This is a genomic window from Xenorhabdus hominickii, assembly GCF_002632725.1.
GTDB classification, from domain to species: Bacteria; Pseudomonadota; Gammaproteobacteria; order Enterobacterales; family Enterobacteriaceae; genus Xenorhabdus; species Xenorhabdus hominickii.
In genome coordinates, this window is the sequence record NZ_NJAI01000002.1 from 446,401 (window position 1) to 457,914 (window position 11,514).

At 40.4% G+C, this 11,514-nt stretch carries 8 protein-coding genes; 2 read left to right on the forward strand and 6 right to left on the reverse strand.

The genetic code is table 11. The features are described from left to right. Window positions 1–52: 52 nt before the first annotated feature. Window positions 53–1,342: a serine--tRNA ligase gene (serS, locus tag Xhom_RS09195; RefSeq protein WP_069316394.1), complete on the forward strand. Its 1,290-nt coding sequence runs from the start codon at window positions 53–55 to the stop codon at window positions 1,340–1,342. Between the two features lie 200 nt (window positions 1,343–1,542). Here serS and Xhom_RS09200 read toward each other — a convergent pair whose 3' ends face one another. The 5 genes from Xhom_RS09200 to ycaO form a co-directional block, all read right to left on the reverse strand. Further along, the gene (locus tag Xhom_RS09200) at window positions 1,543–2,346 is read right to left on the reverse strand and encodes a BPSS1780 family membrane protein (RefSeq protein WP_069316393.1); all 804 of its coding nucleotides are present in this window, start codon (window positions 2,344–2,346) and stop codon (window positions 1,543–1,545) included. A 733-nt stretch (window positions 2,347–3,079) separates the two neighbouring features. Further along, a complete protein-coding gene (gene pflA, locus Xhom_RS09205; protein WP_069316392.1) occupies window positions 3,080–3,820 on the reverse strand; it encodes a pyruvate formate lyase 1-activating protein in 741 nt (246 codons plus the stop codon). Window positions 3,821–4,100: 280 nt separating this feature from the next. Further along, window positions 4,101–6,383 carry a formate C-acetyltransferase gene (gene pflB, locus Xhom_RS09210; RefSeq protein WP_069316391.1) on the reverse strand — a complete coding sequence of 761 codons (2,283 nt, stop codon included), beginning with the start codon at window positions 6,381–6,383 and terminating at the stop codon, window positions 4,101–4,103. A 54-nt stretch (window positions 6,384–6,437) separates the two neighbouring features. Next, on the reverse strand, window positions 6,438–7,295 hold the full coding sequence (gene focA / locus Xhom_RS09215; protein WP_069316390.1) for a formate transporter FocA: 858 nt from the start codon (window positions 7,293–7,295) through the stop codon (window positions 6,438–6,440). A gap of 331 nt (window positions 7,296–7,626) precedes the next feature. Further along, window positions 7,627–9,387 (reverse strand): 30S ribosomal protein S12 methylthiotransferase accessory factor YcaO, encoded by a 1,761-nt coding sequence (ycaO, locus tag Xhom_RS09220; RefSeq protein WP_069316389.1) that lies wholly within the window; start codon window positions 9,385–9,387, stop codon window positions 7,627–7,629. 148 nt (window positions 9,388–9,535) lie between these two features. Between ycaO and ansB the strand changes: the two genes are divergently transcribed. Beyond that, on the forward strand, window positions 9,536–10,579 hold the full coding sequence (gene ansB, locus Xhom_RS09225; protein WP_069316388.1) for an L-asparaginase 2: 1,044 nt from the start codon (window positions 9,536–9,538) through the stop codon (window positions 10,577–10,579). Window positions 10,580–11,384: 805 nt separating this feature from the next. Here ansB and Xhom_RS09230 read toward each other — a convergent pair. Then, window positions 11,385–11,514, reverse strand: a 130-nt coding sequence (locus tag Xhom_RS09230) for an IS1 family transposase (RefSeq protein ID WP_244590775.1), incomplete at its 5' end; no start/stop codon positions are given.

The window sequence follows — 11,514 nt, forward strand, 5'->3', positions numbered from 1 at the left end:
ATCATTTTTTCTCAATAATCATTTTCTCAATAACAACAAGCACAGGACTAGCATGCTCGATCCAAATATACTGCGTAATGAGCTAGACGCAGTCGCCGAAAAACTGGCTCGCAGGGGTTATACCCTTGATGTGGAAATGCTGCGCAAATTTGAAGAGCGTCGCAAAGTTTTACAAGTTGAAACTGAAACCCTGCAGGCAGAACGTAACTCCCGATCGAAATCTATTGGTGCAGCGAAAGCCCGTGGTGAAGATATTGAACCACTGCGCCAAGAAGTCAATCAGTTGGGAGAAAAACTGGATTCAGCAAAATCTGAACTGGAAGCGTTGCAGGTAGAGATCCGTAATCTGGCATTAAGCATGCCGAATATTCCTGATGATTCTTCTCCAGATGGAAAAGATGACAGTGATAACTTAGAAATTAGCCGTTGGGGTGAACCACGCCAGTATGATTTTGAAGTCAAAGATCACGTATCACTGGGGGAATTGACTAGCGGCCTTGATTTTGCAGCTGCGGTAAAATTGACTGGCTCACGTTTCGTGGTTATGAAAGGTCAGATTGCTCGTCTGAACCGCGCTATCGCGCAATTTATGTTGGATCTGCATACTGAACAGCACGGTTATCTGGAAACTTACGTTCCTTATCTGGTTAACCATGACTCCCTGTATGGTACAGGGCAATTGCCTAAGTTTGGTGAAGACTTATTCCACACCAGACCGTTGGAAGAAGAGTCAGGCAGCCATTATGCCTTGATCCCAACCGCGGAAGTCCCTGTTACTAACTTGGTTCGCGATGAAATTCTGGATGAAAGCGAATTACCACTGAAAATGACGGCGCACACACCTTGCTTCCGTTCTGAAGCGGGTTCTTATGGCCGTGATACTCGTGGTCTGATCCGTATGCACCAGTTTGATAAAGTTGAGCTGGTTCAAATTGTTCATCCTGAGAAATCTATGGATGCGCTGGAAGAATTGACAGGGCATGCAGAGAAAGTATTGCAGTTGCTGAATCTACCATACCGTAAAATGCTGCTGTGTACGGGCGATATGGGCGCGAGTGCAAGAAAAACTTACGATCTGGAAGTTTGGCTGCCAGCGCAAAATACTTACCGTGAAATTTCATCATGTTCTAACATGTGGGATTTTCAGGCTCGTCGTATGCAAGCGCGTTTCCGCAATAAAGACGACAAGAAACCTCAGTTGGTGCATACATTAAATGGTTCTGGTCTGGCGGTAGGCCGTACTCTGGTTGCCGTGATGGAAAACTATCAGCAGGCAGATGGCCGTATCGAAATTCCTGAGGTATTGCGTTCTTATATGAATGGATTGGAATATATCGGTTAATACATTGTATTATTAATAAAAAGCGCCTTTATTCGGCGCTTTTTTATGGGCTAAATTATAACCTAATCTGTCATTGCCATTTTATCTTTTTTGAGTATAGGAAAGCATGGCCATGACTCCAATGGTATATTTCCCTATAAATAATAGTACTCAAAAGAATAATACTTACATTCTTATTACGGATATCTGCAAGGAAATATTTAGCTGATTAAGCTAGATTTTATTTCTTTTTCTTCCGGGGCATAAAAGATACTACGATAGGTTGTGTAATAAGCAACCATCATCATAGGCACAGTAACAATCAGCCCAAGGAATAATGGGATCATGGAAATGGCCATTAGTATACCCATCAGTAAGAAAAAGAGAAAACCACCGAGCTGGTTTTTCTTCACAGCATTTAGGCTCATTGATATTGCTTCACCGAATTTTAGATCATTAATGATAATTAGGGCCGGTGCAAACCAGGCAAATGCAAGAGCAATTATATTGAAAGTGAGGAAAACAAGACCTGCTAATATGAAAGAAGAGGAACTATTTATTAACAGTTCTGGAGCGGATGAAAGTGACTCAATGGCACCAACGCCTACGATAAGAACTGCAGCAACGGCTCCAAGTATATATATTCCTAAATAAAGTGCACTCACGGCAATCAATGAGCCTAATTTATTCTTAAAGCCATGAAACAGTAAATCTATTTCAAAATCACCTGTGGCTCTTTGTTTTTCCGCTGCGGTGATGAAGCCAGCAATAAATGCTGAACCAAATAGGCCAGAGATAAAGTTGACCAGAGGAATAAGACTCAAAACTACGAGGATAGCTACATAGACTAAAGTTATTAGCACCCATTTCATTGGATTTGCCTTAAACATCTCCCACGCGTTACCAATCCATTCCGTTGCTGCACCAGCTCCTACTGCTCTGCCACCTGGAATGAATGTGCTCTTCTCTTTACTCAGGGAAACGTTGTTTTCTCCTGAATTGAAATTAATATCTTGATTATCCATTTTTTTCCGATTTATCTTATTGAGTGGTGATTGTTGAATTAGCTTTTCTCTATATCCATCCCAGTAACACAAATTGCTAGAGAAAACGGCAGAATTATCATATAAAAATTATGAATCAACAAGGAATAATTGTGATTCTTATTGGAGGATTAATAGATAATTTTTGCTTATATCATGGGATGAGTATGACTATTTTTTAGTCTCCTTTTTGCTTTAACTAGAATTAAATGTTTTTTTAAAGGAATAAATGGAAAAAATTAGGTTTTAGAATGGGATATTGCGTATTTTTAGAGGGAAATTTTATCCCCATACCCCAGAGTGCGATCATTTTTTCAATCATATAATTTATATATTCATTATACGAATGTAATTATATGTTCAGAGTGGTGGTGCAAAAACATAAATTTATCATTTTATTTTTACAATATCAGTTAGTTGCCAGACTGATATTATCATCGGTTAGGAGTCATTTTATTCATTAAACTCGTTATGCTGGATAGACCACTCAGTCAATAAACATCCTGCCAAGTATTTGTTAAATGTAAATTAAACCTTTTTATGGTCAGATGGTTTATACCTTCAGGTTTATTGAACTTATCATTAAAGAGTTTTTCAACGAGCTTGCTTTTGACTAGGTATATAGATAATTATAGGAAATTATTCAAAACAAGACTGGCTACAATTATTCGTTGAGCCAGATTATATTTGCTATTGGTAAGGAGGGTATGGAAGACTAATAAATCACATGGTGCCCATAACCACTCAAAATTTCTTTTATTTTCTCCATTGTCTCTTTTGATGGGGGATTTACACCTTCTAATTGATATTCTTCACCCATCACAATCCATTTGTGTTTACCTAGCTCGTGGTAAGGTAATAATTCAATTTTCTCAATATTGTCCATATCTTTAGTGAATTCACCAAGTAGATGAACGGATTGTTCGTCATCCGACCATCCGGGAACAACGACATAGCGGATCCAGGTTTTTTGGTTACGTTTTGCCAGGTAATGGGCAAACTCAAGAGTTCGGTGATTAGAAACACCAACCAGTTTTTGGTGGATATCATCATTAAGTTGTTTTAAATCCAGCATCACAAGATCGGTTTCATCCAGAAGTTCATCGATCACCGGATCATAACGACGCACAAATCCATTGGTATCTAAGCAAGTATGAATACCTTCTGCATGGCAAGCTCTGAACCAATCACGGACGAATTCGGCCTGAAGGATTGCTTCACCACCAGAAGCGGTGACTCCACCCCCTGAAGCGTTCATAAAATGACGATAGGTTGTTGCTTCCTTGATTAGTTCTTCAACAGTAACGGTTTTTCCGCCGTGGGTATCCCAAGTATCGCGGTTATGACAATAGAGGCAACGCATCAGGCAACCTTGGAAAAACGCGATAAAACGGATACCTGGGCCATCAACGGTTCCGCAAGATTCAAAAGAGTGGATACGACCAAGTACGGACATGAAAGGATTTCTCCAAAACTGACGACAAACTAATAAAGGCTCCAGCATTAAGGGGCCTTTATACCCTTTGTCTTTCAAGTTGCAGCTTTGTTGGCTATGCTCACTCACCCCAGTCACGTAGTTATAAACATAGAGTTAACTATGCTCTTGGGGATTCGTTTTCTTGCCGTCGTGCTGCAACTCAAAATCCATTGTGTATAGCGTATTTTATTTAATTTTAACAAAAAATAATGATATTTTTAGGTAACACGGTATTTATTAATTTAACTCTTAATAATGATTACACGGTTTTAGTAAAGGTACGGGTAATCACATCTCGTTGCTGTTCTTTGGTCAAGGAGTTGAACCGCACTGCGTAACCCGATACACGGATAGTTAATTGAGGATATTTCTCTGGGTTCTCCATTGCATCCAACAGCATTTCACGGTTCATGACATTGATGTTCAGATGTTGTCCGCCTTCGATATTTTCCTCGTGATGGAAATAACCATCCATCAGCCCTGCCAAGTTTGCTTTGCGTACTTCATCGTCCTTACCCAGTGCATTAGGTACGATTGAGAAGGTATATGAAATACCATCTTTTGCGTAAGCAAATGGCAGTTTGGCAACGGAAGTCAGTGAAGCAACCGCACCTTTCTGATCACGTCCGTGCATTGGGTTAGCACCCGGCCCAAATGGGGCACCAGCGCGACGGCCATCAGGAGTATTACCTGTTTTTTTGCCATAAACCACATTAGAGGTAATGGTCAGTACAGATTGTGTTGGAACTGCATTGCGGTATGTTTGTAGCTTCTGGATTTTCTTCATGAAGCGTTCAACCAGATCACACGCGATATCATCGACACGTGGGTCATTATTACCGAATTGTGGATATTCGCCCTCAATGTTGAAATCAACAGCTAAACCATCTTCATCACGGATTGGAGAAACTTTTGCATACTTAATTGCTGACAGAGAATCGGCTGCCACGGACAGACCCGCGATACCACATGCCATAGTACGGTATACATCACGATCATGCAGTGCCATTAATGAAGCCTCATAGCTGTATTTATCGTGCATATAGTGGATAATGTTCAGGGCTGTGACATACTGTTTCGCTAACCAATCCATGAAATGATCCATGCGTTCCATGACCTTGTCATAATCCAGTACTGCGTCTTTCATTGGTTCTTCTTTTGGGCCAACTTGCATTTTCATTTTCTCATCCACGCCGCCGTTGATGGCATACAACATGGTTTTTGCAAGGTTTGCACGTGCACCGAAGAACTGCATTTGTTTACCGACAATCATTGGGCTGACACAACATGCAATAGCATAGTCATCGCTGCTGAAGTCGGGACGCATCAGGTCATCATTTTCATATTGCAGGGATGAGGTATCAATTGATACTTTCGCTGCAAATTTTTTGAAGTTAGTTGGCAGTTTTTCAGACCACAGAATGGTCATGTTTGGCTCTGGGGATGGCCCCATGGTGTACAGCGTATTCAGGAAACGGAAGCTATTTTTAGTCACAAGAGTACGACCGTCCAAACTCATTCCTGCCAGTGATTCAGTAGCCCAGATTGGGTCGCCAGAGAACAATTCGTCGTATTCCGGAGTGCGGAGGAAACGTACCATACGTAGCTTCATGACCAGATGGTCGATCAGTTCTTGAGCTTGTTGTTCAGTCAGTTTTCCTGCCTGAATATCGCGTTCGATGTAGATATCCAAGAAGGTGGAAACCCGACCGAAGGACATCGCTGCACCATTTTGGGATTTAACTGCTGCCAGATAGGCGAAATAAGTCCATTGTACCGCTTCCTGAGCATTGGTAGCCGGGTTGGAAATATCGTAGCCATATTTAGCTGCCATCTCTTTGATTTGGCTAAGAGCATGGTGTTGTTCAGAAATTTCTTCGCGCAGACGGATAGTGGCTTCTAGATCTTCACCGTTCTCCAGTTTTTCCTGAAGGGAAGTGAATTGAGTATATTTTTCATTACGTAGAAAGTCGATACCGTACAGTGCAACACGACGGTAATCACCGATAATGCGGCCACGGCCGTAGGCATCAGGCAGACCAGTCAAAACACCGGATTTACGACATTTCAGAATATCTGGTGTATAAACATCGAATACACCCTGATTATGAGTCTTGCGATATTCAGTGAAGATGTGTTTCAGTTTTGGGTCGAGATCGCGATCGTAAGCTTTGCAAGAGCTTTCAACCATTTTAATGCCACCAAATGGAATAATGGCACGTTTTAGCGGAGCTTCGGTTTGCAGACCGACGATTTGTTCCAGATTTTTTTCAATATATCCAGCATCATGAGAAGTAATTGTAGATGCAACGTCAGTATCAAAATCAACTGGTGCATGAGTGCGGTTTTCGATTTTGATACCCTCCATGACTTTTTCCCACAAAATATCAGTCGCTTTTGTGGCGCCCGCAAGGAATGATTCATCGCCTTCGTACGGGGTATAGTTTTTCTGGATGAAGTTACGAACGTTGACTTCGTTTTGCCAGTTACCCTCGTTAAAGCCTTGCCATGCTACAGAATATTTTTCATTTAACTCGGACATGATACTTCTACCTTTTAATAGTGGAACTTTTAAGAAAGCTGGCGCGGAGGCGAATTAACTTTTTTTGCCGCCACGTAGATAAATGAACCAATAAATCAACCCAACCAATACAGCACCACCGACAATGTTACCTATTGTCACAGGGATCAGGTTATCAGTAATAAAGTTAGACACGGTTAGTTGAGAAAATTGTTCTGGGGTTGCTCCCACTTTCAACCAAAATTCATCCGGTGCGAAATTTTTGATGATGATCCCGAATGGAATTAAAAACATGTTAGCGATACTATGCTCAAATCCGCTGGCGACAAACATGCCAATTGGTAATATCAATGCAAACAATTTATCGATCAGACTGCGTCCGGCATAGCTCATCCAGACCGCAAGGCATACCATCAGATTGGCTAAGATGCCTAAACATACCGCTTCAATAAAGGTATGGTGCATTTTATGATCGGCTGTCTGTAGTACATTCAGCCCCCAAGCACCATTGGCAACGGTATATTGGCCTGAGTACCATATTAAGGCCATGAAAAACAGCGCGCCAATCAGGTTACCGATATAAACGTTCACCCAGTTTTTGAGCATTTGCGACCAGGTAATACGGCCTGTCGCTTTTGAAATGATTGTTAATACAGTGGATGTGAATAGGTCGACACCGCATATAACCACCAGCATTAAACCAAGAGAAAAACAGATCCCACCAATTAATTTTGCCAACCCATAAGGAATAGTAGAGGTTCCTGTTGTTGCCGTAATATAAAAAACAAAAGCAATAGAAATAAACACACCTGCCATGATTGCCGATAAATACGTCACTGCGGGGTGTTTGTTGATTTTATATACACCACTATCATCAGCGATTTGTGCCATTACAGCAGGTGGAAATAAATTAAAAAGGTTGTCAGTTTTCATCCTAACACTCTCTTATCCTTAATTAATTATAGCACGCAATGATAGTAACAAACGGGCATTAACCTGAATTTGATATGGATCATGTTAGGCAACAAATCTAGTAAACTATAATAGTCTAAATACAGATTTCTGTTTCAAGATTATGATTTATATATAAAAAATACTTTTTAAAATTTATAAAAATATTTTATATAAAGTATTTTTGGGGCAGACATGAAAAGTAAAATAACAGGTTAAATTGTCATTAATTTATTATTTAAATTAAATGATATTTAACCTGGATTTTACTTTCTTAATAAATAAGCTTTAACTTAGCTATTTATTGAGTATATTAATTCGTCCAAAACTCACGTTTGGCTTTTTGCAGCTTTTCATAGGCATTTAATAATGCTTGATGTGCTGGCAGAGCTTTTAACTCTGAATCTACAGACCAAAGACCATGGAAGCAGTTCTCACCGGCAATAGCAGCAGAAGCCACATCGACAGTATTTTGACCGTACATTTTAACGAATGCCTGATAATATTGTGCGGGTTCGCGCTCTTCTTCTTGGGTTAACAGTAACAGTGTTTGCAGGCAGCGATAATAATTAGCCCGATCAGCGGTGAAGACAGAGGCATTGAAATCCTGAGTCCATTCAACCCAGATCAATGCTTGTTCCAGATCGTTACCGGCCAGTGCCAGCATGGATTTTAATTCACCGATACGAAGGTTGCTCCAGCCATTGTCTTTACCCGCTGCGATCCCTAATAATTCACGAACACGAGTAAAATCATCCAACCCTTCGTCATCCAATTGTTCAAGGAAAGCGAGATATTCTTCTGGTTGCCATTGGCTTTCTGGCAAAGACAAAATGGTATCACGCAGATGGATTCCCATGGTGTTATTGGCAATGTGCAAATCTTCAACTGGATAAATATCTGACATGCCCGGAACCAAAATACGGCAGGCATAAACACCAAGATGTTCATAATCAGCAATATAAACTTCGGCATCCAGTGTGTTGAAGATACTCATCAGAGTGGCAAACTCTTCTTCGGTTGTTCCGCTGAAACTCCAGTCAGCAAATTCATAATCGGCATTTTGCTTGAACAGATCCCAGCTGATTGCGCCACTTGAGTCAATAAAGTGAGTTTCTAGGTTAGTGTGCTCAGAGACTTCTTCATCATCGAAACTTGGCGGAGTAAAGACATCAAGATCTTTCAGACTACGGCCTTGCAGTAGCTCTGTGACGGTACGTTCCAGTGCAACGCCAAAATCAGGATGGGCGCCAAAAGAAGCGAAACAAGTGCCATTATTCGGATTGAATAATACGACACAAATTACCGGGAATTGACCACCGAGTGATGCATCGTAGCAATAGAGTGGGAAGCCTTCTTCCTGCAATTTATTGACAGCTTCAACCACACCGGGATAACGATTCATGACATCTTGTGGAATTTCAGGCAAGCTAATGCATTCTGCGATAATGCGGTTCTTCACGTAGCGTTCGAACACTTCAGATAATCCCTGAACACGCGCTTCGTTCATGGTATTGCCCGCTGACATGCCGTTTGAAACATATAGGTTGCCGACAATATTCATTGGAATATAAATAACTTGATTATCTGATTGACGAGAGAATGGCAGAGCGCAGATCCCACGTTCTTCATTGCCCGATTGCATGTCGATCAATTGGCTGGCACAGAGCGCATTATCTGGGTTGTAAAAACGATGTAGGCGTTCGTCTAAGATACCTTCTGGCAGAGAATCATCTTCAGGCAGAGGAAACCACTTCTCATTTGGATAGTGAACAAACTCGCCGTTGGCAATGGCATCGCCGAGGTAAAAATCCGCAAAGAAATAGTTGGTTGATAGACGCTCAAAATATTCCCCCAGTGCAGAAGCTAGCGCCGCTTTTTTGCTAGCGCCCTTGCCATTGGTAAAGCACAGAGGGCAGTCACGATCGCGGATATGCACTGACCAAACATGAGGTACAGGATTTAACCATGAAGCTTCTTCAATATTAAAACCGAGGGATTCTAGCTTGTGCTGGAAACGGTTAATGGAATCTTCCAGTGCGGCATCTTTGCCTGGAATATAGGTATGCGTCATTGTGATTCACTTTAATTTCTATTAGAGGCCGTATATCATACGGTGTTTTTTTTGTCCGCTCTATCAATTCCCCAAAATTATTATTAAAGATAGTTTATTTATTTCCGATTTACATACTAAAATAACTTTTTTTACAAGGAGTTAAATAATGAAAAAGACTAAAAAAACAGCAATAGCCAGCTTTTTGGCTTTAATCAGTGGTTCTGCATTTGCTTTGCCAAACATTACCGTTTTGGCAACAGGTGGCACAATCGCTGGGGGTGGTGAATCGGCAACACAATCTAGTTATACGGCGGGCAAAGTGGGTGTTGATGCATTGCTGAATGCTGTTCCAGCAATCAAAAACATCGCTGACTTGAAAGGTGAGCAGGTTGTTAGTATCGGTTCTCAGGACATGAACGATCAGGTTTGGTTGACTCTGGCAAAGAAAATCAATGCTGATTGTGATAAAACCGATGGTTTCGTTATTACTCATGGTACTGATACTATGGAGGAAACTGCTTATTTTCTCGATTTGACAACTCAGTGCAAGAAACCTGTTGTGATGGTTGGCGCTATGCGTCCATCTACTGCATTGGGTGCTGATGGCCCATTGAATCTGTACAATGCAGTTGTTGTTGCCGTTGATAAAAATTCCGCAAACCGTGGTGTTCTGCTGGCGATGAACGATACCGTTATTCATGGTCGTGACATTGGTAAATTAAGCACAACTGAAGTTCAGGCGTTTCAGGCTGTCAATGCTGGTGCACAAGGCTTCGTTCATAACGGTAAAGTAAATTACTATTCTGCTGCACAAGTACAAGCAAATAAAGTAGCTTTTGATGTTAGCAACCTGGACAAACTGCCAAAAGTGGGCATTGTTTATAACTACTCCAACGCATCTGATCTGCCAGCAAAAGCTTTCGTTGAAAATGGCTATCAGGGCATTGTCAGTGCTGGTGTAGGTAACGGCAACATTTACAAGTCTGTTTTTGATGCCTTGGCTAAAGCTGCTAAAGATGACGTTGTTGTTGTTCGTTCCAGCCGTATTCCTTTCGGTTATACAACGCCAAATGCTGAAGTTGATGATAGCAAATATGGCTTTGTGGCATCAGAACGTTTGAACCCACAGAAAGCGCGTGTTCTGCTGCAATTGGCGCTGACTCAGACTACTGACGTAGCAAAAATTCAGGATATGTTTAGTAAGTATTAATTTTTTATTTAAAACATAAAGAAAGACGCTTTTGCGTCTTTTTTTTGTCATTCTAAGAAAGGAGATTGGCAAAGAGGGGGGCAATGTATCGTTGCTTCTTTTGCCGAAGGCATATGCGATGATAGGCTTTAGTTGAAGTTCCCAAACATACCACAATTTTTTATTCCCGCTTGACAGGCACTATAACTATAGTCGAATTAGAAAGTGCTATTACAGGAGAGACAGCATTAACGGTGGTGGCCTTCGTTAACTATACCGCGCTTTTTCACGTTCTTTGTCTGATGAAAAACCGACATTCAATCCCTACTCCCTCCATTTCAATCCTCTCTCGTAAAAAATGAAGATTATCTTATAAAGAACAACGTATTGGATATACGACCAAACACCATTACAATGTCTTTGTTTCATTTGTGAATAATTTATTTTGTATATATTTCCATTATGAACTATATTTAAAAAACACGTATTTTATTTTAAATAACATTTGTCTTTAGTTATGTTCCTGATTTGTTAATTTTTAACAATTCCACCCTCGTCAGACATTAAATTATTGATGGCTCCGGAGCGCATTCCGTTTTTTGTTAAAATTGCAAATTGGAATTTATGGGGCATGTTCATTAATTATAAGAAGGCGTTTAAAAATGAAAAATGTAATATGCATATATCGTAACCTAAAATTTGATGGAAATATTTATGTCAAAATTAATGACCGATTAACTATTAGCAACTCCAAGATAACACTATTTAAAAATGGAAAAATTATTGGCAAAAAAAATGGTCATGTATTAAATAGTTAGATTGAATATCAAAAATAGTACTCACGCTCAATAAAAGTTCCTATCACCTTATCGTGCATTTCTTCGGATTTTGAATAACTGATAGTTTTTCTATTCAGTCTTTTTACTCGAGTACGCTGAGTTAAATTCGTTCTCTCT